At 61.3% G+C, this 23,526-nt stretch carries 20 protein-coding genes; 18 read left to right on the top strand and 2 right to left on the bottom strand.

Features of this window, described 5'->3' with window-relative positions; translation table 11 throughout:
- The first annotated feature begins 135 nt into the window (after positions 1-135).
- The 16 genes from D0544_RS01520 (at position 136) to D0544_RS01445 (ending at position 17,525) form a co-directional block, all read left to right on the top strand.
- Positions 136-942 (top strand): N-formylglutamate amidohydrolase, encoded by an 807-nt coding sequence (locus D0544_RS01520; RefSeq protein ID WP_207905740.1) that lies wholly within the window; start codon positions 136-138, stop codon positions 940-942.
- A gap of 7 nt (positions 943-949) precedes the next feature.
- Positions 950-1,459: a TRAP transporter small permease subunit gene (locus D0544_RS01515; protein ID WP_125014165.1), complete on the top strand. Its 510-nt coding sequence runs from the start codon at positions 950-952 to the stop codon at positions 1,457-1,459.
- Positions 1,456-2,778 carry a TRAP transporter large permease gene (locus D0544_RS01510; protein WP_125014164.1) on the top strand — a complete coding sequence of 441 codons (1,323 nt, stop codon included), beginning with the start codon at positions 1,456-1,458 and terminating at the stop codon, positions 2,776-2,778. Before D0544_RS01515 ends, D0544_RS01510 begins: the two co-directional genes overlap by 4 nt.
- Before the next feature lie 108 nt (positions 2,779-2,886).
- Entirely contained in the window at positions 2,887-3,978 is a 1,092-nt protein-coding gene (locus D0544_RS01505) for a TRAP transporter substrate-binding protein (RefSeq protein ID WP_125014162.1), read from the top strand.
- Between the two features lie 114 nt (positions 3,979-4,092).
- Positions 4,093-5,463, top strand: a complete 1,371-nt coding sequence (locus D0544_RS01500) for a glutamine synthetase family protein (protein ID WP_125014160.1) — start codon at positions 4,093-4,095, stop codon at positions 5,461-5,463.
- Positions 5,464-5,606: 143 nt separating this feature from the next.
- Complete coding sequence (locus D0544_RS01495; RefSeq protein WP_125014158.1) at positions 5,607-6,998, top strand: aldehyde dehydrogenase family protein; 1,392 nt, start codon at positions 5,607-5,609, stop codon at positions 6,996-6,998.
- Complete coding sequence (locus D0544_RS01490; protein ID WP_125014156.1) at positions 6,998-8,143, top strand: iron-containing alcohol dehydrogenase; 1,146 nt, start codon at positions 6,998-7,000, stop codon at positions 8,141-8,143. The genes D0544_RS01495 and D0544_RS01490 overlap by 1 nt, the downstream gene beginning before the upstream one ends.
- Before the next feature lie 127 nt (positions 8,144-8,270).
- A complete protein-coding gene (locus tag D0544_RS01485) occupies positions 8,271-9,215 on the top strand; it encodes an AEC family transporter (RefSeq protein ID WP_125014154.1) in 945 nt (314 codons plus the stop codon).
- A 165-nt stretch (positions 9,216-9,380) separates the two neighbouring features.
- On the top strand, positions 9,381-10,841 hold the full coding sequence (locus tag D0544_RS01480; protein ID WP_125014152.1) for a multiheme c-type cytochrome: 1,461 nt from the start codon (positions 9,381-9,383) through the stop codon (positions 10,839-10,841).
- 49 nt (positions 10,842-10,890) lie between these two features.
- Positions 10,891-11,460 carry a NapC/NirT family cytochrome c gene (locus tag D0544_RS01475; RefSeq protein WP_125014150.1) on the top strand — a complete coding sequence of 190 codons (570 nt, stop codon included), beginning with the start codon at positions 10,891-10,893 and terminating at the stop codon, positions 11,458-11,460.
- 266 nt (positions 11,461-11,726) lie between these two features.
- A complete protein-coding gene (locus tag D0544_RS01470; protein ID WP_125014148.1) occupies positions 11,727-14,522 on the top strand; it encodes a monovalent cation/H+ antiporter subunit A in 2,796 nt (931 codons plus the stop codon).
- A complete protein-coding gene (locus D0544_RS01465; RefSeq protein ID WP_125014146.1) occupies positions 14,523-14,870 on the top strand; it encodes a Na+/H+ antiporter subunit C in 348 nt (115 codons plus the stop codon).
- Positions 14,870-16,375 carry a monovalent cation/H+ antiporter subunit D gene (locus D0544_RS01460; protein WP_125015832.1) on the top strand — a complete coding sequence of 502 codons (1,506 nt, stop codon included), beginning with the start codon at positions 14,870-14,872 and terminating at the stop codon, positions 16,373-16,375. Before D0544_RS01465 ends, D0544_RS01460 begins: the two co-directional genes overlap by 1 nt.
- Positions 16,372-16,875: a Na+/H+ antiporter subunit E gene (locus D0544_RS01455; protein WP_125014144.1), complete on the top strand. Its 504-nt coding sequence runs from the start codon at positions 16,372-16,374 to the stop codon at positions 16,873-16,875. The genes D0544_RS01460 and D0544_RS01455 overlap by 4 nt, the downstream gene beginning before the upstream one ends.
- Positions 16,869-17,138, top strand: a complete 270-nt coding sequence (locus D0544_RS01450; RefSeq protein ID WP_125014142.1) for a K+/H+ antiporter subunit F — start codon at positions 16,869-16,871, stop codon at positions 17,136-17,138. The genes D0544_RS01455 and D0544_RS01450 overlap by 7 nt, the downstream gene beginning before the upstream one ends.
- Positions 17,139-17,147: 9 nt before the next feature.
- Positions 17,148-17,525, top strand: coding sequence for a Na+/H+ antiporter subunit G (locus D0544_RS01445; protein WP_125014140.1), 378 nt, complete (start codon positions 17,148-17,150; stop codon positions 17,523-17,525).
- On the opposite strand, the gene ptsP is transcribed toward D0544_RS01445, so the two are convergent.
- Entirely contained in the window at positions 17,522-19,780 is a 2,259-nt protein-coding gene (gene ptsP / locus D0544_RS01440; protein WP_164880782.1) for a phosphoenolpyruvate--protein phosphotransferase, read from the bottom strand. The genes D0544_RS01445 and ptsP overlap by 4 nt on opposite strands.
- 181 nt (positions 19,781-19,961) lie before the next feature.
- Between ptsP and D0544_RS01435 the strand changes: the two genes are divergently transcribed.
- Positions 19,962-22,073 carry a mechanosensitive ion channel domain-containing protein gene (locus D0544_RS01435; RefSeq protein ID WP_125014136.1) on the top strand — a complete coding sequence of 704 codons (2,112 nt, stop codon included), beginning with the start codon at positions 19,962-19,964 and terminating at the stop codon, positions 22,071-22,073.
- Entirely contained in the window at positions 22,066-23,037 is a 972-nt protein-coding gene (locus tag D0544_RS01430; RefSeq protein WP_125014134.1) for a zinc transporter ZntB, read from the top strand. The genes D0544_RS01435 and D0544_RS01430 overlap by 8 nt, the downstream gene beginning before the upstream one ends.
- Before the next feature lie 30 nt (positions 23,038-23,067).
- On the opposite strand, the gene D0544_RS01425 is transcribed toward D0544_RS01430, so the two are convergent.
- Positions 23,068-23,505, bottom strand: a complete 438-nt coding sequence (locus D0544_RS01425) for an ATP-dependent zinc protease family protein (RefSeq protein ID WP_207905739.1) — start codon at positions 23,503-23,505, stop codon at positions 23,068-23,070.
- Between the last annotated feature and the right edge of the window lie 21 nt (positions 23,506-23,526).

Raw genomic sequence — 23,526 nt, 5'->3', positions numbered from 1 at the left:
GGCGGCCTGCACCATAGCATGTCAAAGGCCTGAATCCAGTGTGCCCTATATTGTAGCATTTGTTTCAGAAATAAATTTGCCTGTTTTTTTTATTTCTGAAATACTCGACCAACACTTTCACAACGAGACGATCACGTGAAACACAACGCGCCAAAGGATATGCCGCAGTGGGTTCATAAAGCCGTTGAAACCATCAACCCGGAGGGCTCCAGTCACTTCCTGCTGGTGTGTGAGCACGCCAGCAACCGGATTCCTCCTGCCCTTGATCGGCTGGGGCTCTCTCCCGAGCAGATCGAAAGCCATATCGCCTGGGACCCGGGCGCCCTGGAGGTAGCCAGGCGATTGTCGAGCTCCCTGGATGCACCCCTGGTCGCCGCCTGCGTGTCACGCCTGGTCTACGACTGCAACCGCCCACCTGAGTCGCCCGACGCGGTCTGCACCCTCAGCGAAAACGACCCCATACCGGGCAACCTCAACCTGACACCAGCCCAGCACCAGGCACGGGTCGAGCAGGTTTACGAGCCCTTTCGCCAAACCCTCGCCAACCTGCTCGCCAACCGGGTCACCAGACAGCAACCCACCCTGCTGGTGACCCTCCACTCCTTTGTCCCGGTCTATAAAGGGGTGCCCCGCGAGGTGGAGATCGGCATCCTGCATGACAGTGACTCACGTCTCGCGGACCTGATGCTCGAGGCTCCCCTCAACAGCCCGCCACGGGTCGTTCGTCGCAATGAGCCCTACGGCCCTGCAGACGGCGTAACCCACACCTTGAAGGAGCACGCGCTGCCCCTGGGCCTGCCCAACGTCATGATCGAGATACGCAACGACCTACTGCAGCAGAGCGCCGGGCAACAGCAGATTGCCGACCTGTTGCAGCAGCAGCTGCAGCGCGCCGCCCGCTCCCTGCTCAGCGACCACCCCACCCCACCCCCTACCGAGTAACCCCGATATGCCAAAAGCGATCCGCCTCTATGTCCATTACGTTGATAAGGTGAACCGGGTGGTCGGCCGCTGCGCGATGTACCTGATCTTCGCCATGATGGGAATACTGCTCTACTCCTCGTTTATGAAAACCTTTTTCATTCCTGCCCTCTGGAGCCTGGAGATGGCGCAGTTTGTGATGGTCGCCTATTACCTCGTGGGGGGAGCCTACTCGATGCAAGAGGATGGCCATGTGCGCATGGATCTCTTCTACAGCCAGTGGAGCGACCGCACCCGCACCCTGGTTGACGCGGTCACCGTCCTTTTCCTGATCACCTACCTGGGCTTTTTGCTCTACGGCGGACTCTTCAGCACCCAGTACGCCATCAAATATAGTGAGGAGAGCTACTCCGCCTGGGCGCCCTCCATGGCGCCCATCAAGATCATTATGGTCATCGGTATCTTCCTGATGCTGTTGCAAGCGATCTCCTGCCTGTTCAAGGATGTCGCCAAGCTGAAAGGAGAGCAGCTCTCATGAGTTACGAGATGATCGCACTGCTGATGTTCGCCTCCATGATGGTGATGCTGATGACCGGTCAACGGGTATTCGCCGCCATCGGCTTTGTGGCCGTGATCTCTGCCCTGTTGATGTGGGGTGACGGGGGATCGGAAATGGCCTTCAGTGCGGCCATGAAACTGATGAAATGGTATCCCCTACTGACCCTGCCATTGTTCATCTACATGGGCTACATGCTGTCGGAGTCCGGCATCGCCGAAGATCTCTACAAGATGTTCCATGTCTGGATGGGGCCCCTCAACGGCGGACTGGCCATCGGCACCATCGGCCTGATGGTGGTGGTGTCCGCCATGAACGGCCTCAGCGTTGCCGGCATGGCGATCGGGGCCAGCATCGCCATGCCTGAACTGCTCAGGCGCGGCTATGACAAGATTATGGTGACCGGGGTGATTCAGGCGGGCAGCTCCCTCGGCATTCTGGTTCCCCCCAGCGTGGTGATGGTGCTCTACAGCATGATCGCCCGCCAGCCGGTCAGCAAACTCTGGATGGCGGGAGTGCTACCGGGGTTGATGATGGCCGCCCTGTTTGTCATCTACATCGTAGTACGCTGCCGCCTGCAGCCGGAGATGGGGCCCGCCCTCAGCCAGGAGGAGCGCAAGGTACCCTGGCCACAAAAACTGGCGCTGCTCCGGGCCGGCATACTGCCGCTGCTGATCTTCTTTTCCATGACTGGCCTTTTCCTGATGGGCTATGCCAGCCTGGTGGAAAGCGCCGCCTACGGCGCCACTGCCGCCACCCTGGCCGCCCTCTTTAAGCGCCGCCTGACCCGCCAGGTGATGGACCAGACCCTGAAGAAGACGCTAGTCATCAGCTGCATGTTCATGTGGATCATCCTGGCCGCCCTCTGCTTCGGCGCCGTGTTCGACGGCCTGGGGGCCGTGCGGGCCATCGAAGGCTTCTTTGTGGACCAGCTCGGTCTGGGTCCCTGGCAGATACTGATCATGATGCAGCTCTCCTACATCATCATGGGGATGTTCCTCGATGACACCGCCATGCTGGTGATCGTTGCACCGCTCTTTATTCCCCTGGTGGGGGCCCTCGGCTTCGACCTGGTGTGGTACGGCATTCTCTACACCATCACCTGCCAGATCGCCTACATGACGCCGCCCTTCGGCTACAACCTGTTCCTGATGCGGGCCATGGCACCACCGGAGGTTTCCCTGGGGGATATCTACCGCTCCGTCATCCCCTTTGTTCTGATCATGACCTGTGCACTGGTGCTCATCATGGCCTTCCCGCAGATCGCGCTCTGGCTTCCGGAAGCCTACTATGGAAACTGATATTTTGACTGATTAGCCACACATCACCAAGGAGGAGTCCGCTGTAACCAAGACCGTCATTTGAATCTGATGATCCATGTACCCAAGATCCCTAAGCAGGAGAAAAACATGACTGACAAGAAAGATAAGGATATAAACGAGTCCAATACTCGTCGCGATTTTCTCAAGAAAGCCGGAGCGGCATCCGCCGCCGTAGTCGGAACATCAGTGCTGGGCGCGCCCGCCGTTCACGCGGCCAGCAACAAGAAGATCAAATGGCGGCTGCAAACCTACGCCGGCCCGGCCCTGGCTGAGCACGTCATCAAGCCCTCCATTGATGCCTTTAATAAGGTCGCCAACGGTGAGATGGAGATTGAGCTCTACTACGCCGACCAGCTGGTTCCCACCGGTGAGCTGTTCCGGGCCATGCAGCGCGGTACCATCGATGCGGTACAGAGTGACGATGACTCGATCGCGGCGCCGGTGGATATCTCGGTGTTCGGCGGCTACTTCCCCTTCGCCAGCCGTTACAGCCTTGACGTCCCCGTGCTGTTCAACCAGTACGGCCTCAACGAGATCTGGGAAGAGGCCTACAGCGAAGTGGAGGGGGTAACCTGGCTGGGTGCCGGCTCCTGGGATCCCTGCAACTTTGCCACGGTGGAACCGATCAACAGCCTGGCTGACCTCAAGGGCAAGCGGGTCTTCACCTTCCCTACCGCGGGCAAGTTCCTCTCCCGTTTCGGCGTGGTGCCGGTCACCCTGCCCTGGGAAGATATCGAGGTCGCGGTGCAAACCGGTGAGCTCGATGGAATCGCCTGGTCCGGAATCACCGAGGACTATACGGTAGGCTGGGCCGACGTCACCAACTACTTCCTCACCAACAACATCTCCGGCGCCTGGGTGGGCTCCTACTTCGCCAACAGCGACCGCTGGAATGAGCTGCCGGAGCACCTCCAGACCCTGTTCAAACTCTGTATGGACAGCTCCCACTACTACCGCCAGCATTGGTACTGGGGAGGGGAAGCTCATCTGCGTACCAGCGGCACCAAGATGAAGCTGACCTCGATCCCCGATGCCGAATGGGCGACCGTGGAAGCCGAGGCGCACAAGTTCTGGGATGAGATCGCTGCCAAGAGTGAGCGTAACGCCCGGGTGGTTAAGATCCTCAAGGAGTACTCCGCGGTGATGGAAAAAGCCGGCAAGCCCTATCGCTGCAGCTAGCTCATCCACCCCTGGACCTGGAGCACCCGGAAGCTGTACGCCGGGTTTTCCAGTCCAGCCACAAGGGCAACCTAGCCCTTACACACTCATCAGCAAACAGCAAAGGGTAACAACATGGCGGGAAAACTGACCCTCGAAGAGCTCAAATCCGAGGTCAACAATGGACAGATCGATACCGTGCTCGCGTGTCAGGTCGATATGCAGGGACGCCTCATGGGCAAGCGCTTCCAGGCCGAATTCTTTGTCGACAGCGCCTGGCAGGAAACGCACAGCTGTAACTACCTGCAGGCCACCGACATGGAGATGGAAACCGTCCCCGGTTACCAGTCCACCAGCTGGGAGGCGGGATACGGTGACTACGTCATGAAGCCCGACCTCGGCACCCTCAGGCGCATCCCCTGGCTCGAAGGGACCGCCCTGGTGCTGTGCGACCTGCTGGATCACCACACTCACCAGGAGGTTGCCCATTCGCCGCGCGCCATCCTGAAAAAGCAGATAGCGCGCCTGCACGCCATGGGAATGAAACCCTATATGGCCACCGAGCTGGAGTTTTTCCTGTTTCGGGACAGTTTTGAACAGGCCCACGCCAAGGGCTATCGCAACCTCGAGCTGATCAGCCCCTACAACGAGGATTACCACATTTTCCAGACCACCAAGGAGGAGAATGTGATGCGGGCGATCCGCAACGGCCTGCAGGGGGCCAATATCCCGGTGGAGAACTCCAAGGGGGAAGCGGCCGCCGGACAGGAGGAGATCAACGTCCGCTACGCCGAGGCCCTGACCATGGCGGACAACCACGCCATCATCAAAAACGCCTGTAAGGAGATCGCCTGGCAGCAGGGCCACGCCGTCAGTTTTATGGCCAAGTGGCACTTCGACACCGCCGGCAGCTCCTCCCACGTGCACCAGTCGCTCTGGTCGCTGGAGGGCACCCCCCTCTTTTACGACCGCGAGGCGGAACATGGCATGTCGCCCCTGATGCGCCAGTACATGGCGGGCCTGCTCCACAACGCCAGTGACATCACCTATTTCCTGGCACCCTGCATCAACTCCTACAAGCGCTTTGTCGAAGGTACCTTCGCCCCCACCAAGGCGATCTGGAGTCTCGATAACCGCACCGCAGGCTACCGGGTGTGCGGAGAGAACAGCAAGTCGGTACGCGTTGAATGCCGGGTCGGGGGCGCCGACCTCAACCCCTACCTGGCGATGGCGGCACTGATCGCCGCCGGCATCGACGGCATCGAAAACCAGCGCGAGCTGGAGCCGGAATTCAAGGGGGATGCCTACAAGGGTGGCGCCGAGGTGAGGGAGATCCCCACCACCCTGCGCCATGCCGCCGATGCCCTGGAACAGTCGACCCTGCTACGCAGCGCATTCGGTGATGCAGTGGTCGATCACTACGTCCACGCCGCCCGCTGGGAACAGCTCGAGTACGACCGCCGAGTCACCGACTGGGAGGTACAGCGCGGCTTCGAGCGCGCCTGATTGAGCGCCGGTCCCTTCGGGTACCGGTGTGTACAACGACCCCGTGGCCGACAGCCACCCGGTTAGCCGATAACTCGGCCCCTGTGACGGGGGCCGACTGCGTAAAACCCGCCGACACGACGTTGGCCATTGAGATCCTACCCATGAATACTGCCACCACCCTGAAGTGCATCAGCCCCATCGATGGCTCGGTCTATGCCGAACGCGAGGTGCTGTCGATTTCCGACGCGCAGCAACGAATCCAGGCGGTTCGCAAGGCGCAAACCCTTTGGTCCACGAAACCGCTGCGCGAACGGATCGCACTGGTACGCGCCGGTGTCGAGCGACTCGGGCAGATGAACGACGAGATCGTCCCCGAACTGGCTCGCATGATGGGGCGTCCCATCCGCTATGGCGGCGAGTTCGGGGGCGTCAGTGAGCGCGCCAACTATATGGCTGACATCGCCACCGAAGCCCTGGCCCCAATGGTGGTCGAGGCGTCGGAGGCTTTCGAGCGTCGCATCCTGCGTGAGCCCCATGGCCTGGTGCTGGTGATCGCTCCCTGGAACTACCCCTACATGACCGCCATCAACACGGTGGCGCCGGCCCTGATCGCGGGCAACGCCGTGGTGCTCAAGCACTCGACCCAAACCCTGCTGGTGGGCGAGCGGATGGTACAGGCCTTCCTTGAGGCGGGGCTGCCGGCGGACCTCTTTATCAACATCTTCTGTGACCACGACACCATGGAGCAGCTGATCGCCCAGCGCCAGTTCGATTTCATCAATTTTACCGGCTCGGTCGGCGGAGGACAGGCGATCGAGCGCGCCGCTGCAGGTACCTTCACCGGGCTCGGGCTCGAGCTGGGGGGGAAGGATCCTGGCTATGTGATGGAGGACGCCAATCTGGACGCCGCCGTCGACACCCTGATCGACGGCGCCATGTTCAACTCCGGCCAGTGCTGCTGCGGCATCGAACGTATCTACGTGCACGCCAGCCTCTACGACGCTTTCGTGGAGAAGGCGGTGCAACTGGTCTCCACCTACAAACTGGGTAACCCCCTCAACGAGGCCACCACCCTCGGCCCCATGGCCAACAAACGCTTTGCCACCGAGGTCAGGGCGCAGATCCAGGAGGCGATTGCCGATGGCGCCACCGCCCTCATCGACCCTGCCCTCTTCCCTGAGGACGATGGCGGTGCCTACCTGGCGCCACAAATCCTCACCAATGTCGACCACCGTATGCGGGTCATGCGCGACGAGAGCTTTGGCCCTGTGGTGGGGATCATGAAGGTGGAGAACGATGCCGAGGCGATCGAGCTGATGAATGACTGCGAGTTCGGGCTCACCGCCTCCCTCTGGACCGCTGACGCTGAGCGCGCGGCGGCCATCGGGGCCCAGTTGCAAACCGGCACCGTTTTTATGAACCGGGCCGACTACCTGGATCCGGCCCTGTGCTGGACCGGCTGCAAAAACACCGGCCGGGGCGGCGCCCTCTCGGTGATCGGTTTTCACAACCTGACCCGCCCCAAGTCGTACCACTTCAAGAGGATCATCTGATGTCACTGACCGCCAACTGGAGTTATCCAACCGCTATCCGTTTTGGCGCCGGGCGCATCGCCGAGCTGGCCGATGCCTGCCAGCAGCTGGGCATCAAACGCCCTCTGCTGGTGACCGACAAGGGGTTAGCCTCGCTGCCCATTACCACCTCAACCCTGGGCCTGATGGAACAGGCGGGACTGGGTCGAGCCCTCTTTTGTGAGGTTCACCCCAACCCCGACGATCACGCCCTGGAAGCTGGCCTTGAGATTTATCGCTCTGGCCAGCACGACGGCGTCATCGCCTTTGGCGGCGGCTCCGGGCTCGACCTGGCCAAGCTGATCGCCTTTATGGCGGGCCAAACCCGCCCGGTGTGGGATTTCGAGGATATCGATGACTGGTGGACCCGGGCCGATGCCAGCGCCATCGCCCCCATTATCGCCGTCCCCACCACCGCCGGCACCGGCTCGGAGGTGGGGCGCGCTTCCATCCTCACCAACTCCAGCACCCATGTAAAGAAGATCATCTTCCACCCCAAAATCCTGCCCTCCATTGTGATCTGCGATCCCGAGCTGACGGTGGGAATGCCGCCGGTGATTACCGCAGGAACCGGGCTGGATGCGTTTATTCACAGCTTCGAGGCCTACTGCTCTCCCTTCTACCACCCCATGTCCCAGGGTATCGCCCTCGAGGGGATGCGACTGGTGAAGGAGTACCTGCCCCGCGCCTTCGCCGATGGCAGCGATATCGAGGCCCGCGGCCATATGATGAGCGCCGCGGCCATGGGGGCGACCGCCTTCCAGAAGGGGCTCGGAGCCGTACACGCGCTTTCCCATCCGGTGGGAGCGGTCTACAACACCCCCCACGGCATGACCAACGCCATTGCCCTGCCCGCCGTGATCCGTTTCAATCGCCCCGCCATTGAGGAGCGGGTTGCGCCGCTGGCGGCCTACCTCGGCATCCCCGGCGGCTTTGACGGTTTTTACGACTGGGTGATCGACTTCTCGCGCCGCCTCGAGGTCCCGGAGAAACTCAGTGCCCTCGGGGTAGACCGCGAGCAGCTCGATCTCCTGGCGCAGATGGCAGTGGATGACCCCAGCGCCGGCGGTAACCCGATCCCGCTGACGGTAGAGGCCACTCGCGCCCTCTACGAAGAGCTGACCTGAGCCGCGCGCCCCCTGATCACCGCCTCGGCGGGGTAAGGGGGCCAGCGTTCCTGCGACCAGCGACTAATGGCAACGCGCGCCGCTTTGCCCCACACTGGCCGCCCGCCCTTCTCGTCGAGCCGGCGCAGTGAATGACTTTGTCCTGATCTTTGTTGTAATGGTTGCCGGTTTTACGCTGGGACAGCTGCTCTTTGCCTGGCGCCCCGAGACCAGCGGCCGCCTGCGCAACCTGGCCGTCGCCCTGGCGCTGCGTATCACCGTCCCGCTCTCCATTCTGTTGGCGATCTGGAACCTGAAGCAACTGCACTGGGCCCTCGTCTGGCTCCCCCTCATCGGCGGCGCCATCATGCTGGCCGGTTTTCAGCTGGGGTTAGTGGTCGGTCGGCAGCTGCGTATGAGCGGCGCGGAACTGGCGGTTTACGGACCCGGCGGCGGATTCGTCAACCTGGGAGCCCTGGGCTCCCTCACCCTGTTTGTCTATCTCGGCGAGCCGGGGCTCGCCCTCCTGCCCCTCTACAAGCTGTTCGAGGAGCTGATCTACTTCGGCCTGCTGTTCCCCTACGCCCGTCGCCATGGCCAGTTCCCTGTCGACACCCCCTCCCGCGTCTGGCGCGACCCGGTGCTGCTGGCGGTGGTGGGCTGCTGGCTGTGTGGCATGCTACTTAACCTGGGAGGTATTTCACGCCCCGCCTGGATGGGGTCGATCACCTCGCTGCTGGTGCCACTCAGCTCCTTTCTGCTGATGATCTCCGTGGGGCTGGTGTTTCGTTTCCGCGCCCTGTTGCCGGAGCTGGGGCGCGCCCTGCCGCTGGCACTTTTAAGGGTCATCCTGCTGCCCGCGCTGGGGCTGGGACTGGTGTGGCTGCTGGGGCTGCAGACCTTTGGCGACGGGTTGCTGGCCGCTAGCGTATTGATCCTGGCCAGTATGCCTGCGGCCGTTCTCACCATCGTACCGGCCTCTCTCTACGGGCTGAACCAGGGGCTTGCCAACGCCTGCTGGCTGTTGAGCAACCTGGTGTTCCTCTGCTGGCTGCCCTGGGTTCCCTCCCTGCTGTCATGGATCCGCCCCTGACCGCGTGCCGGACGAGTCTGGCGACCCGGATTAGCAAAAAACCAGTTTCTTGACATCAATCAAGGTGGTTCCCTGAGCCTGTCCTAGTATCAGTCATGAGTTGCCCGGAGATGGCAGTACCTGGCTTGAATCAAAGCCCAGCAGGACGCTTGAGAGGACCCTCCCATGAACACCCAACGACTCCCCCTGCCCGCCGTGCTCTGCACCGTGCTGGCAGCACTCCTGTTTTTTATCGCATCCCCCGGCATGGCCGCCCCCAAGCCGATGGTGCTCAAACCCTTCAAGGAACTGAGCAAGGAGAGCGCCGAGTGCGCCGCCTGCCACAGGGACAAGAACCCCTCGATCTACGCCCAATGGGGACGCTCCAAGCACTACGGCGCCAATGTGGGCTGCTATGAGTGCCACCAGGCCGACCCCTCCGACCCGGACGCCATCAAACATGAGGGCCAGTCGATTGCGGTGATTGTCTCCCCGAAAGATTGCGCCACCTGCCACGAGTCCGAAGTCGACCAGTTTGCCAAGAGCCACCACGCCAAGGCAGGCCAGATTATCGGCTCGCTGGATAACTTCCTCGCCGAGGTGGTAGAAGGTGCGCTCACCCTCAATGGAGAGTCACCGGCAGCGGTCAATGGCTGCTGGCAGTGTCACGGTTCGGTGGTCAAGGTGATGGATAACGGTGACCTGGACCCGGCTACCTGGCCCAACACCGGTATCGGCCGTCTCAACCCCGATGGTTCCGTTGGTGCCTGTACCGCGTGCCACCAGCGCCATGAATTCTCCATGGTGCAGGCGCGCCGTCCCGAAGCCTGCGGCAAATGCCACCTGGGCCCCGATCATCCGCAAAAGGAGATCTACGAAGAGTCCAAGCACGGTATCAACTTCTACGCCAACGTCGACCGCATGAACCTCGACTCAGCCAAGTGGATCGTGGGTGAGGATTACGATGCGGCCCCTACCTGTGCTACCTGCCACATGTCTGCTACCCGCGAACAGGCAGTCACCCACGACGTTGGTGATCGCATCAGCTGGACCCTGCGCCCGGCCATCTCCGAAAAGATCGACGCCAAGGCCAAGGCCCAGGGCAAGCAGATCAAGAGCTGGCAGGAACGTCGCAAGGATATGGCCGAGGTGTGCCAGTCCTGCCATACCAAGTCCATGGTGGATAACTTCTACCAGCAGTTCGACTCACTGGTGAACCTCTACAACGACAAGTTCGCCAGCCCCGGCAAGACCCTGATGGATACCCTCAAGAAGGAGAAGATGCTCACCGACATCGGCTTTGACGAGGAGATCGAGTGGACCTGGTTCTACCTCTGGCACCACGAAGGCCGTCGAGCTCGCCACGGTGCCGCCATGCAGGCTCCCGACTACGTGCAGTGGCACGGCATGTTCGAGGTGGCCGAACGCTTCTACGTGGAGATGGTACCGCAATACCTGGAGACCGTTGAAAAGGCGGAGCATGCCGGCAACACCGAGGGTGCCGCCCGGGCCCGCAAAGTGTTGGAAGAGATCCTTAACCGACCCGAGCACGCCTGGTTCAGCGGCAATGAGCCCGAAGAGGTGAAAAAGGCCCGCAAGGAAGCGCAGGACGCGTTTAAGGCCCGTTACCTGAACGACGCCAAATAGCAACCGGCGGGAGGGGCTTGCCCCTCCCCCCTCAACCGAGGAGGTCATTGTGAACGCGGATGAACACAAACCGACCCGGTGGCAACGGCTCTGGAGCTGGCTCAAAACCCCCTTGCTACTGGGCATCCCCATTGGCGTGGTGCTGCTAGTGGCAGGAGCGGCCTCGTTTCAGGGAGTCATGGTTCTCTCTAACCAGAACGCCTTCTGTTTCAGCTGCCACCTGAAGATGGATACCATCGTGCAGGAGTACCAGGCATCGAGCCATTATGGCGATGGCGTCGATATCCCGGCCACCTGCGCCGACTGCCACGTCCCCCACCCCTTTATCGACAAGATGAAGGTCAAGATTGTCGCTACCGCCGACATCTACCATATGCTGGCAGGCACCGTGACCAAGGAGAATTTTGAAAGCCTGCGTCCGGCGATGGCCGAGTCGGTCTGGAAACAGATGGAGGCTGACAATTCAGCCAACTGCCGTCACTGTCACCAGGGCGACAACTTTAATCTCGCAGCGCAACCCCAGCGAGCCCGACTCAACCACCAGCAGATGGATGAGCGCGGCGAGACCTGTATCGACTGTCACCAGGGGCTTACCCACAACCGAATCACCAGCCGGTGATGCCCAGGGGGCTTGAAGCCAATCAGGCCCCCTGTTCTCCCTCACCCTCTGGCGCAAACCCTATATCTCGGCCAGCAGCAGTATGCGTGTGACAGAGGTTCGTCTTTCCAACCGCCATAGGCCTGCTCCCCGGTTTTTTTCATAAACGGAAGCTTTATAGACTACCGTTTTTAATCTGGATATCCTTAACGGTCCCTCGGACGTCCGGTGCACTTCAGCGTCAGCCACGGGACACATCAACCGTCAGACAGGAACTCCTTCAACTTATGAGCCTTCTCTGGATACCGTTACTGCCGATGTTCGGTACCCTGATGCCTCTGCTCAGCGCGCGTTGGGGCCGCAGCACCTGTGCGCTGGTGACAGCGCTGGCACCCGCACTGGCGCTGGCCATTGTGCTGAGCTACCTGCCACAGGTATTCGCCGGGCAACCCTTACAGCAGACCCTGAGCTGGATACCCGCCATCGGGCTGGAACTCTCCTTTCGCCTGGATGGACTGGCGCTGCTGTTTGCCCTGCTGATCCTGGGAATCGGACTGCTGATTATCCTCTACGCTCGCTATTACCTCTCCGAGAAGGACTCCATGGGTCGGTTCTACGCCTACCTGATCCTTTTCATGACGGCCATGCTGGGCATCGTGCTCTCCAACAACCTGATCCAGTTATGGCTCTATTGGGAGCTCACCAGCATCAGCTCCTTTTTGCTGATCAGTTTCTGGTCGGAGCGCAGCGATGCCCGTAAAGGGGCACGGATGGCCCTGAGCATCACCGGCGCAGGTGGCCTGGCGCTGTTGGCGGGCCTGCTGATGATTGGCGATATGGTCGGCAGTTACGACCTGCAGACCGTGCTGGCCAGCGGTGAACTGATCCGCAACAACCCCCTTTACCCGGTGGTGCTGGTGCTGGTGCTGCTGGGGGCGTTTACCAAGTCGGCCCAGTTCCCCTTCCACTTCTGGCTTCCTCATGCGATGGCGGCTCCCACTCCAGTGAGTGCGTACCTGCACTCGGCCACCATGGTCAAGGCGGGGCTCTTTCTGCTGGCCCGTTTCTACCCGGTGCTGGCGGGCACCGAACTCTGGTTCCTGATTGTCAGTTTGACCGGCTTGGCGACCCTGTTGTTGGGCGCCTACATCGCCCTCTTCAAGCATGATCTCAAGGGACTGCTGGCCTATTCCACCATCAGCCACCTGGGGCTGATTACCCTGCTGCTCGGGCTCGACAGCCACCTCGGCCCGGTAGCGGCGGTATTCCACATCATCAACCACGCGATCTTCAAAGCCTCCCTCTTTATGGCCGCGGGGATCATCGACCATGAGTCCGGTTCGCGGGATATGCGCAAACTCAACGGACTCTGGAACTACATGCCTTACACCGCCACCCTGGCGATGGTGGCCGCCGCCTCAATGGCCGGGGTGCCGCTCTTTAACGGGTTCCTCTCCAAGGAGATGTTCTTCGCCGAGACCCTCGACCAGGGCGCCTTTGGCTCCCTCTCCTGGATGATCCCGGTACTGGCCACCGTGGGTGCCACCTTCTCGGTCGCCTACTCCATCCGTTTCATTCACGATGTGTTCTTCAATGGTGAGCCGGTCGACCTGCCCCGTACCCCCCATGAGCCCCCCCGCTACATGAAGGTACCGGTGGAGATTCTGGTAGCACTCTGCCTGCTGGTGGGGGTCTTCCCCGAGTTTGTGGTGGGTGACCTGCTCGCCTCCGCTTCCAGTGCGGTACTGGGGGGCTTGCCTCCCAGCTACAGCCTGTCGGTCTGGCACGGATTCAACCTGCCCCTGGTCATGAGCCTGGTGGCGATGGGGGGCGGACTGCTGATCTACCACAACCGCCGCAACCTGTTCCGCTTCCAGGCCCAGTTTCCGGAGCCCGACGCCAAAGTGGTGTTTGATGACGTGGTCCAGTGGGTGTTGGCCCGCTGCGCCAGCTTTATGGGCTGGCTGGAAAACGGCTCCCTGCAGCGCTACATGCTCTGCCTGATGCTGCTGGCACTGGCGTTGATCGGCATCCCCATGATGGAGCTCAACACCACCGCCGGCCTGCGTCCCCAGATTCCGGTCAGCAACATCATGGCCGCGGCCGCGATACTGCTCTGTCTCTGTTCCCTGGCGACCGTGATCTGGCACCGTAAGCGCCTGATCGCCCTGCTGATGCTCTCGGTGGTAGGGCTGATCGTCTCCATCAGCTTCGCGGTCTTTTCGGCACCCGACCTCGCCCTCACCCAGCTGCTGGTGGAGGTGGCCACGGTCATTCTGCTGATGCTGGCGCTCTTTTTCCTGCCCCAGCGTACCCCCAAGGAGTCGAGCCCATCGCGGATCGTTCGTGACCTGGGAATCGCGGCCCTGATCGGTGGTGTCATCGGCACCATCAACTACGCCCTCATGACGCGCCCCTTCGAGACACTCTCCGATTTCTTTATCGCCAATGCCAAAACGGGCGGGGGCGGCACCAACGTGGTCAACGTCATCCTGGTCGACTTCCGCGGCTTCGACACCTTCGGTGAGATCACCGTGCTGGGGATCGCAGCCCTGGGTATCTACAAACTGATCGCCCAGATGCGCCTTTTCATGCCCACCAGTGATATGGACGGACGCCCCTGGGCGCAGGACAAACACCCGTTGATTCTGGGTGTCATCTCCCAGGGTCTGCTGCCCCTGGCCCTGCTGGTATCGGTTTTCATCTTCCTGCGCGGCCATAATCTGCCGGGGGGCGGCTTCATCGCCGGCCTGATCACCGCCATCGCGCTGATCCAGCAGTACGTAGCCCACGGTGTCGACTGGATGAAGGAGCGCCTGAAAATCGACTACCAATGGCTGATCGGCAGCGGCCTGCTGATCGCCTTCGCCACCGGCGCGGGCAGCTGGTTCTTTGACCGCCCCTTCCTCACCAGCTGGTTCGACTACGTCAACTGGCCAGTGGTGGGCAAGTTCGAGCTGGCCAGTGCCATGTTGTTTGACCTCGGTGTCTACCTGACCGTGATCGGGGCGGTACTGCTGATTCTCGCCAACCTGGGCAAACTCACCACCGGTGAGCGGCCCACCCAAACGGAGCACGAATAGATGGAAGCGCTCTATGCCCTGTGTGTGGGCGTTCTCACCACCTGCGGTATTTTTCTCACCCTGCGGGGGCGAACCTTTCCGGTGGTCATGGGGATCACCCTGCTCTCCTACGCCGTCAACCTGTTCCTCTTTTCCAGTGGACGGCTGAGCCTTAACGGTGCCGCCATCCTGGGGATCTCCACCCACTACGCCGACCCGCTTCCCCAGGCGCTGGTGCTCACCGCCATTGTCATCGGCTTCGCCATGACCGCTTTCGTAGTGATCCTGGCCATGCGTGCGCGTGCCGACCTGGGCGACGATCACGTCGATGGCAGCGCCCCCCCCGAAAAGAACGGGGGCCGTTCATGATGCAGCATCTGGCGATACTGCCGATCCTGGTTCCCATGCTGGTTGGGATCCTGCAACTGCTACCGCCGTTGCAGAGCAATATCTTTCGCCAGCGGGTCAGCTCCCTGCTGGCGGTACTGGCGCTATTAGCGGTGGCGACCCTGCTGCTGGTCACCAGTACCAGCGCCACCCAGGTCTACAGCCTGGGGGGTTGGACCCCACCCTTCGGCATTGTCCTGGTCGCCGACCGCCTCTCCTCGATGATGGTGCTGTTGACCACCGTGCTGGGCTTTGGCGCGCTGCTCTACGCCTGTGCAGGCGAGGACAACACGGGGATGTACTTTCACCCCCTGTTCCTGTTCCAGCTCACCGGCATCAATGGCGCCTTCCTTACCGGCGACATCTTCAACCTGTTCGTCTTTTTCGAGATCCTGCTGATCGCCTCCTATGCGCTGCTGATCCACGGTGGAGGCAAGCAGAAGACCCAGGCCAGCGTCCACTACGTGACCCTGAACCTGGTGGGGTCGGCGATGTTCCTGTTCGCCCTCGGTATCCTCTACGGCACCCTGGGCACCCTCAATATGGCGGATATGGCGCAGCGGGTGACCCTCCTTCACCCCCAGGAGGCCGTACTGGCCCAAACCGGAGCCCTGTTACTGCTGCTGGTGTTTGGACTCAAGTCCGCGATGCTGCCGCTCCACTTCTGGCTGCCACGCACCTACGCCAGTGCCAGTGCACCGGTCGCCGCTCTGTTTGCCATCATGACCAAGGTGGGGGTCTACAGTATCTACCGCGTCCACGGCGTCATCTTTGGTGAGGGTGCCGGACTGCTGGCCGACGTCGCCCTTCCCTGGCTCTGGCCGCTGGCGATCCTCACCCTGATCATTGGTACCATCGGCGTCCTCGCAAGCCCCACCCTGCGCACCCTGACCGCCAACCTGGTGCTGGTCTCGGTAGGCACCCTGCTGTTAACTCTGGTGGTGGGCGGCGCAGGACTCGGTGCCGGCCTCTATTACATGCTCCATACCACGCTGGTGACCGGTGCCCTGTTCTTGCTGGCCGACCTGATCGGCAAACAGCGGGGCAAGGCGGAGGACCGTTTCGTCCCCTCCCGCCCCATCACTCAGGGAGGGGTACTGGGCGCCCTGTTTTTTATCGCCGCCATGGCGGTGGTCGGTCTTCCTCCCCTCTCCGGCTTCGTGGGCAAGGTGTTGATCCTGCAGGCCTCCAACGGCAGTGCGGGGATGCTGTGGGTCTGGTCGCTGATTCTGCTCAGCGGCCTCGCCGCCCTGGTGGCGGTCTCGCGCGCGGGTACCACCCTGTTCTGGAAGGTCTCCGGCGACCCGGGAGATAGCCCGCTCGCGACTCGCCTGCAGCTGGCGGCGGTGGTTTGGCTGTTGCTGGCCTCCCCCCTGCTGGTGATCTTTGGTGGCCCCGCCGCGGAGTTCACCGAAGCGGCCGCCGCCCAGATGCAGCTCGCCTACCCAACGGTGAAAGAGATGATGAATGCGGTGAATCAACCATGAACGAGAACAAGGGCTTCAAACTCTTCCCTCATCCGGGTACCAGCCTGCTGCTGCTGCTGGTCTGGTTGCTCCTGAACAACAGCCTGTCGGCGGGGCAAGTGGTGCTCGGCAGCCTGCTGGCGGTGGCAATTCCCCTATTGACCGCTCCACTGCAGTACCCCCAGCCGACCTTCCACAAACCCTGGATAGCGTTTCTTTACGTACTGCGCGTGGTATGGGACATCATCGTCTCCAACTTCCAGGTGGCGCGCCAGGTGCTGGGGCCGATCGGTCGCCTCCGTCCCGCCTTTATCGCCATTCCCCTCGATATCGAGGCCGAAGTAGCCATCACCATCCTCGCCAACACCATCTCCCTGACCCCGGGGACCGTTAGTACGGACCTCTCCAAAGACCACCGTTGGCTCTATGTACACGTGCTCAACCTGGAGGATGAGGAAGAGCTTATCCGCACCATCAAGCAGCGATACGAAACCCCGTTGAAGGAGATCTTTGGATGCTAGAGAGTGCCATGCTGCTCTGCGGAGCCTTTATCGGTCTCGCCCTGCTACTCAACCTGTGGCGCCTGCTCAAGGGGCCCACTCTGCAGGATCGCGTACTTGCCCTGGATACCATGTACATCAACGCCATCGCCCTGCTTTTGCTGCTGGGGATGCACATGGAGTCGCCGCTCTACTTCGAGGGAGCGCTGCTGATCGCCATGCTGGGATTTATCAGCACCGTGGCCGTCACCAAATACCTGCTGCGCGGCGATATCATCGAATAGGACAGCCCCATGAATACGACGACAGAGATACTGATCACTTCGATTTTGCTGCTCGGCGGCACCATGCTGCTGATCGGCTCCATTGGCCTGGCCCGCCTGCCGGACTTCTATACCCGCCTGCACGCGCCGACCAAAGCCACCACGCTGGGAATCGGTAGTATCGCGCTGGCCTCCATGCTCGACTTCGGTCTCAATCTGGATACCCTGACCTTCAAGGAGCCGGTGATCGCCCTGTTCTTGCTGATCACCGCCCCGGTCACCGCCCACATGCTGAGCAAGTCAGCCCTGCACCACCAGTTGAATCCAGTGCGCCGCACCCAGAACCAGGCACTGCTGGAACGCGCCCGCGCCCAGGAGCCGCCGGAGCCCTCCACCCCCCAGGACTAACGGACGAGCGCCTGCGGCCCTCTTTCGTCCAGGAAGCGCTCCACGCGCCCGCGAATCGCAGTCGCACTGTCCAGTTTTGCCACCTCCTGCCACAAGGCACGAGCTTCGGCCTCCTTGAGGGAGCGCAACAGCCATTTGATGCGGGGCAGGCGCGGGGCACTCAGGCTCAGTGTCCTGACCCCCATCCCAAGCAGCAGTAACACCGCCGAAGGGTCCGAGGCCATCTCCCCACACAGGCTGAGGGAGAGCTTGCAGCGACCGGCGATCTCCACCACCCGGCTGATCTCCGCCAATACCGAGGGGTGCAACGAGTCGTAACGCTGCGAAACCCGCGCGTTGTTACGATCCAGCGCCAGCAGGTACTGGCTCAGGTCGTTGGAGCCAATGGAGACAAAGTCGATCCGTGAGGCCCAGCGCTCCAACTGCGAAATGGTGGCAGGAATCTCAACCATCACCCCCAGCCTGGGGCGTACCACCTCATAGCCCTCCGCCTTGAGCTGACGGCAGGCGTCATCCAGCAGTTCGATAAAACTCTCCAGCTCCTCCGTGCAACTGATCATCGGCAGCAGTATACGCAGGTTGCCGTGGCCCTCGGCCGCGCGCAGCATCGCCCGCACCTGGGTCATCAACAGCTGCACGTTGTCGAGACAGAAACGGATTCCCCGCCACCCCAGCGCGGGATTCTCCTCGTTGCTGATAGGAAAGTAGGGCAGCTGCTTGTCGCCCCCGATGTCCAGCGTGCGCATGGTCACCGGTTTGCCCTGGTAAGCGCGGATCACCTTTTGATAGATCGACACCTGCTCCTCCTCAGAGGGGAAGCTGCTGTGTACCATAAAGGGGATCTCGGTTCGATAGAGACCCACCCCCTCAGCGCCATGCCGCAAGCCCGGCTCGATATCCGCCTGCAACCCAGCGTTGGTCAGCAGTCGTACCACTACCCCATCGAGGGTAATCGCCGGCTGGTCACTGAGGTCTGCCAGCTGTGCCAGCAACCCCTTGTCCTCATCCACCAGTTTGCGATACTCGGCGATCAGCGAAGGGCTGGGGTGCAGAATCACCTGACCCTGGTTACCATCGACGATGATGGTCTCCCCTCCGCTGATCCCCCTGAGGGATCCGACCCCGAGCACGGCAGGAACCCCCATCGCCTTGGCCACTACCGCGGTGTGGGAAAGCGATGATCCCTCGTAACAGATCACGCCCATCAGCTGTTCAGGGGGAACCAGGGCGATCTCGGCAATCCCTACCTGTGCCCCGACCAGCACCACGGGGCCCTCTATCGGGGCACGCTGTTGGCTTTCGCCCAGCCAGGCGCCGTAGAGTTTGTTTCCCAAATGGTGAATATCCTCGTGGCGCGCCCTCAAATAGGGGTCGTCCATGGAGAGGAAGAGCTCGGAGAGCTTCTGGATACTGCGCTTGAGGGAGCTGGGCAGGTCGTGTCCCTGGCGAATCAGCTGCTCCACACTGTCGATCAGGGCCTTGTCGGCCAACAGCAGCTGGTAAGCGTCAAAGATTGCCGAAATGGAACCCGACAGCTGCGGCGTCAGGTCACGCTGCTGTTCACTGATTTCGGTTCGCACCTGCAGCAACAGTTGGTGCCACTGGGCAACGGTCTGGTCGATATCATCGCAGCCGCAATCGGAGACCCCATAGAGTTCGGCACCACGGCACAGCCAGACGCCACCGATGCCGATACCGCTGGCCCCCTTGATACCCGACTGGCGCAGATTGATACCCGGAGCGTCCACCCGATCACCAGGCTGTTCAATCGACAGGGAGACCCCGTCGAGCAGCAGGCTGAGCTGCGATGCGAGGGTCACCAGGAACGCCTCCTCCTCCTGGCTGATCTTGCGCGACTGCCGCCCCTGTACCACCAGCACCCCCACCACTCGCCCCTTGCGCACCAGCGGCACACCACAGAAGCTTTCGAAACGCTCCTCGTGGGTTTCAGCCAGATAGAGGTAGGCCGGGTGTTGCTGCGCGTTATCGGTGTTGATGGAGTGGCGGCTGCTGGCCACCAGCCCGACCAGACCCTTACCCTTGGGCAGGCGGGCGCGACCCACCGCCGACGCCGACAGACCGTGGGACGCCAGCAGCAGCATATCCCCCCCCTCATCGGCCATATAGAGGCTGCACACATCGACCGCCATCGAGTCGCTGATCAGCTCCACAATGGTGACCGCCTGCTGTTTGGGGTCTTCGCTGCCCGACACCGCCTGCGCGATCCGGGCCAACTCGAGTATTACATTTTTCATCGGTTTACCCATCATAAGGTCCGGGGGGCCCCGCTACCCTGTACTTAACCGTATATGGCACCGTGGGCGCAAGCCTTTGGAGCGACTGTGATGCAACTGTCAAAAAGCTTCCTATAAAGTGTCCCCCCTCTTACTATACTGTTCCTCACCAGTCTTTTGCCTACCCCAACACCGGACCACGATGCGAGCCCTCCTCTTAAGCCTGTTTATCCTCCTGTTTCCCGCCGTTGCCCTTGGCGCCGAAGGTCCCCTCGCCAACCTCCCGGTGATCAAAATCCAGAAGATCGAACCCGGCTGGTGGAGTGTGCTGGAGGGGATGAACAGCGAGGAGCGAGCGTCCTACCTTAAAGGGATCGAGTCCCAGTTCAGGACGCAACTCGACAGCAGCAGTGACCTCAACACCCAACAAACCCTGAAGCTGATCTACTCGCTGATGGATCGGGTGATCAAAGGCGACGACACCCCGCTGGTGATTGCCAACCTTCCCCTCAAAAACGACAGCTACAGCATCCCCCAATGGCTCGAACTGTTTCAGCTGCAGGTTCAATATGAAAACCAGCTGCTCACCTATCGCCATCGCCAGGAGCGGCTGGCCACCTTTATCGATGAGCTGCGCCGCAGCATCGCCAACGACCTGGTCAGCTACCGGGCCACCCCCGAGGCCTCCATTGAACGCTTGCAACTGGCCGCGCTGGTGGTGCGCAACCAACTGGAGCTGGTGATCTCCCGCCACCAGAATTCGCGCCTTACCAATGCGATCGCCCAGCTGGAGGCCCGGCAGAAGGAGCTGCTCGCCCTGCAGGAGTTTGCCGTCCGCAACCTGACCCCCACTCCGGAGCGGCAGAAAGGGTTGCAGGAGCAGCTGGACAAACTGCAAAAGCGCATCGAGAGCAACAGTGTCGAAGCCTATAAAGCCAAGCTCCGCGAGCTAACGGGCTCCACCACAGCGCAACCCTCTGCACAGAATATTGATGAGCGACTGAGCGAGTTCCAAACCTACGCACAATGGCTCAACCTGAGGGCGCAGCAGGGCAGCCTGGATCTTGAACTGATGCTGGAACGCGGGCTGTCCGGTACCCACCTCCCCCTGCCTCCACCCCAAAAGGCGATCTGGAGCGAGCTGGAGTCGCTCCTGCAAAAGGCCGACAGCAACTTTACCGACCTGCTGACTACCCTCGACATCACCGCCAGCTCCGACAAACCATCCCGCATGAAAGAGGCCTGGAACTCCCTCAGCGAGGCGCGGCAGATGATGCAGAGCGTGGCCTACCGTAGCCGCCAGACCAATTATCTGTTCAGCGGTTACGAAACCGTTGCCCTCGCACAGCGCAGCTGGTGGGAGCCCGAAAAATTTGCCTTAGGGCGTCTACTCAAACAAGCCTTTACCGGAGCCTATGAGCTGTGGGATTACCCCATCTTCTTGGTGAACGAAGCCCCCGTCACCATCGCCAGCCTGTCCGGCTTTATGCTTATCCTGCTATTGGCCTTTGTCGCTTCCTCCCTGATTCGCAAGGGGATCTCCCGCGTTGGCCAGTCCCGCACGACCGTTTCCGAATCGGCCCTGTTCACCATCGGCCGCATTCTTCACTACATCATCATTACCGCCGGTCTGCTGATCGGCTTCTCTGCCCTCGGCCTTGATTTCTCCAACCTGGCCATCATCGCCGGTGCCCTGGGCGTCGGTATCGGTTTTGGCCTGCAGTCGATCTTCAACAACTTTATCTCCGGCCTGATTCTGCTTTTCGAACGCCCCCTCAAGGTCGGCGATCTGGTTGAGCTGGAATCGGGAGTCCGCGGGCGCATCAAGTCGATCAACGTACGCAGCACGCAGATCGCGACCTGGGACAATATCGATATACTGGTGCCCAACTCCGAGTTCATCAGTGGCCGAGTCACCAACTACACCTATACCGACGACCTCAGGCGACTGCACGTCCCCTTCGGCGTGGCCTACGGGACCGACAAGGAGCAGGTTAAGGCCGCCGCCATCGAAGCCGCCCTGACCATCGACTACACCCTCAACACCCGCGACCGGGGACCCGATGTATGGCTGGTCAACATGGGCGAAAGCAGCCTCGACTTTGAACTGGTGGTGTGGATTCGCGGCAATCGCCTCCCCAAGCACACGAATCCAATTGCCGCCTACCTGTGGGCCATTGAAACCTCCCTGGGCGCCCATAACATTGAGATCCCCTTCCCGCAACGCGACCTGCACCTGAGAAGCGTTGACGACAAACTGCTGGCGCGTTACCAGCCACCCCAGCACCTGAAAGGCACCCCAGACCATGAGTAACCCGGCAGGCCTCGTCTATGGCCACTTCCTTGACCCGGCCCTGAAGGGAACCGCCTGCAGTTGGGAGAGCCTGGCCAACGGGCTTCCCGCCGAGGCCGTCTGGCTGCACTTCGATTACACCGACAGCGACACCCAGCACTGGATTCGCGAGCTCTCAGGGCTCGACCCCATCGCTGCCGACTCCCTGCTGTCGGAGGAGACCCGGCCCCGCGCCAGCTCCATTCACGGCGGGTTACTGCTGGCCCTGCGCGGTGTCAACCTCAACCCCGACTCCAATCCGGAGGACATGGTCTCCCTGCGGCTCTGGAGCGACGGCCATCACGTCATCAGCACCCGCAAGCGACGCCTGCTGTCGGCGGCGGATCTTTCACACAGCATCGCTTCCGGCGAGGGGCCCTACAACGCCGGTGAACTGGTAACCGAATTCGCCTCACGCCTGATCATCCGCATGCAACACTCCATCGACAGCATCAACGACAAGCTGGATGAACTGGAGATGGCCCTGGCCATTGGCGACACGCCACCCCAGCGGGGTGAGGTGGCCTCCCTGCGCCAGCAGGCGATTAGCATACGTCGCTACCTGTCGCCGCAGCGTGAAGCCATGACACAACTGCAATCGGACAAGATCACCTGGATCTCACCCGACTGCCGCCTCCGCCTGAGGGAAACCACCGACGTTCTGATTCGTTATATCGAGGACCTGGATTCCGTACGCGACCGCGCCGCCGTTGCCCATGAGGAACTCAACAACCGCATCACCGAGCACATGAACAACCGCATGTACGTGCTCTCCATTGTGGCGGCGATCTTCCTGCCGCTGGGCTTCCTGACCGGCCTGTTGGGCATCAATGTGGGGGGCATTCCCGGGGCGGACAACCCCTACTCCTTTATCGCCTTCTGCCTGTTCCTGACCATCATCGTCGGTTTACAGGTGTGGCTGTTCAAGAAAAAGGGCTGGTTTTAAAACCCGCCCCAGGGGGAGAAAGCGCGACGTCTAGCTGCGCAGCAGGTACTCACGCGAGGGATCGACAATCATGTGATCCCCCATCGCCTGGCGCCCCAGCAGCATCAGGTAGGACATACCGGAGCGGTCGGTCAGGGTCAGCTCAATAAGCCACTCCTCGCCCCCCATGCAGAGCCGGGTATCGATCAGGTAACGCTTCTGGAAGGTACCGTTGGAGCTGATCACCTTGCGCAGGGCCACCACCCGAGCTTCACGCCTTACAATCGACTCCACCTTGTGAATATCGGGGTGGATGTCGAAGCGCACCCAGCTCTCCCCCGCCTGCTCAAACTCCTCGATGTTATCGACATGCAGCGAGGAGGTCTGCGCTCCCGTGTCGATGCGCACGTGCAGGCCATTGATCTCAAACTCCGGCAGGTCGCACTGTTCGATGGCGCCCACCAACATTTTCCCGTTCACCCTTTCCATGACCTAACCTCTATCTCAATC

The organism is Aestuariirhabdus litorea (genome assembly GCF_003864255.1).
Taxonomy (GTDB): Bacteria; Pseudomonadota; Gammaproteobacteria; order Pseudomonadales; family Aestuariirhabdaceae; genus Aestuariirhabdus; species Aestuariirhabdus litorea.
The sequence above is the reverse complement of the archived record's forward strand: the minus strand, read 5'-3'. Positions and strand labels throughout refer to the sequence as shown.

Excerpts from the sequence above, each read along its gene's own strand:
- D0544_RS01510 (WP_125014164.1), top strand. The coding sequence starts at position 1,456 with ATGAGTTACGAGATGATCGCACTGCTGATGTTCGCCTCCATGATGGTG.
- D0544_RS01435 (WP_125014136.1), top strand. The coding sequence starts at position 19,962 with ATGCGAGCCCTCCTCTTAAGCCTGTTTATCCTCCTGTTTCCCGCCGTT.
- D0544_RS01430 (WP_125014134.1), top strand. The coding sequence starts at position 22,066 with ATGAGTAACCCGGCAGGCCTCGTCTATGGCCACTTCCTTGACCCGGCC.
- D0544_RS01425 (WP_207905739.1), bottom strand. The coding sequence starts at position 23,505 with ATGGAAAGGGTGAACGGGAAAATGTTGGTGGGCGCCATCGAACAGTGC.
- D0544_RS01470 (WP_125014148.1), top strand. The coding sequence starts at position 11,727 with ATGAGCCTTCTCTGGATACCGTTACTGCCGATGTTCGGTACCCTGATG.
- D0544_RS01500 (WP_125014160.1), top strand. The coding sequence starts at position 4,093 with ATGGCGGGAAAACTGACCCTCGAAGAGCTCAAATCCGAGGTCAACAAT.
- D0544_RS01515 (WP_125014165.1), top strand. The coding sequence starts at position 950 with ATGCCAAAAGCGATCCGCCTCTATGTCCATTACGTTGATAAGGTGAAC.
- D0544_RS01505 (WP_125014162.1), top strand. The coding sequence starts at position 2,887 with ATGACTGACAAGAAAGATAAGGATATAAACGAGTCCAATACTCGTCGC.
- D0544_RS01450 (WP_125014142.1), top strand. The coding sequence starts at position 16,869 with ATGCTAGAGAGTGCCATGCTGCTCTGCGGAGCCTTTATCGGTCTCGCC.
- D0544_RS01455 (WP_125014144.1), top strand. The coding sequence starts at position 16,372 with ATGAACGAGAACAAGGGCTTCAAACTCTTCCCTCATCCGGGTACCAGC.
- D0544_RS01490 (WP_125014156.1), top strand. The coding sequence starts at position 6,998 with ATGTCACTGACCGCCAACTGGAGTTATCCAACCGCTATCCGTTTTGGC.
- ptsP (WP_164880782.1), bottom strand. The coding sequence starts at position 19,780 with ATGAAAAATGTAATACTCGAGTTGGCCCGGATCGCGCAGGCGGTGTCG.
- D0544_RS01460 (WP_125015832.1), top strand. The coding sequence starts at position 14,870 with ATGCAGCATCTGGCGATACTGCCGATCCTGGTTCCCATGCTGGTTGGG.
- D0544_RS01445 (WP_125014140.1), top strand. The coding sequence starts at position 17,148 with ATGAATACGACGACAGAGATACTGATCACTTCGATTTTGCTGCTCGGC.
- D0544_RS01465 (WP_125014146.1), top strand. The coding sequence starts at position 14,523 with ATGGAAGCGCTCTATGCCCTGTGTGTGGGCGTTCTCACCACCTGCGGT.
- D0544_RS01495 (WP_125014158.1), top strand. The coding sequence starts at position 5,607 with ATGAATACTGCCACCACCCTGAAGTGCATCAGCCCCATCGATGGCTCG.
- D0544_RS01480 (WP_125014152.1), top strand. The coding sequence starts at position 9,381 with ATGAACACCCAACGACTCCCCCTGCCCGCCGTGCTCTGCACCGTGCTG.